This is a genomic window from Paraburkholderia sp. SIMBA_030, assembly GCF_046535245.1.
GTDB lineage: Bacteria > Pseudomonadota > Gammaproteobacteria > Burkholderiales > Burkholderiaceae > Paraburkholderia.
Map to the genome: position 1 here is coordinate 1 of NZ_JAWRXB010001515.1, position 240 is coordinate 240.

At 60.8% G+C, this 240-nt stretch carries 1 protein-coding gene; it reads right to left on the reverse strand.

The genetic code is table 11. From position 1 onward, the window contains the following. A partial coding sequence (locus tag SB772_RS45080; RefSeq protein WP_410839159.1) for a TetR family transcriptional regulator occupies positions 1–228 on the reverse strand: 228 nt, incomplete at its 3' end. Positions 229–240: the final 12 nt, after the last annotated feature.

Consider the following 240-nt stretch of genomic DNA (forward strand, 5'->3'; position numbering starts at 1 on the left):
GTTACCTTCGATGATCACTTTCAGGTGGGCACGCGGGCTGTCGTCCGTCAGTGCCTGGCGCCGCGCTGCAACGCCTTCGTTGAGCATGCTCATGATGTAACCCATCGTCGCTGCGATCAGGCCGTTCTTGTCCCGAAAGTAGTGACTGATGATGCCGTTCGACACCCCGGCCAACCGGGCAATCAGCGCAATGCTGGCGTCCCCCAGTCCGACCTGATCGACCGCCAACAAGGTGGCTTC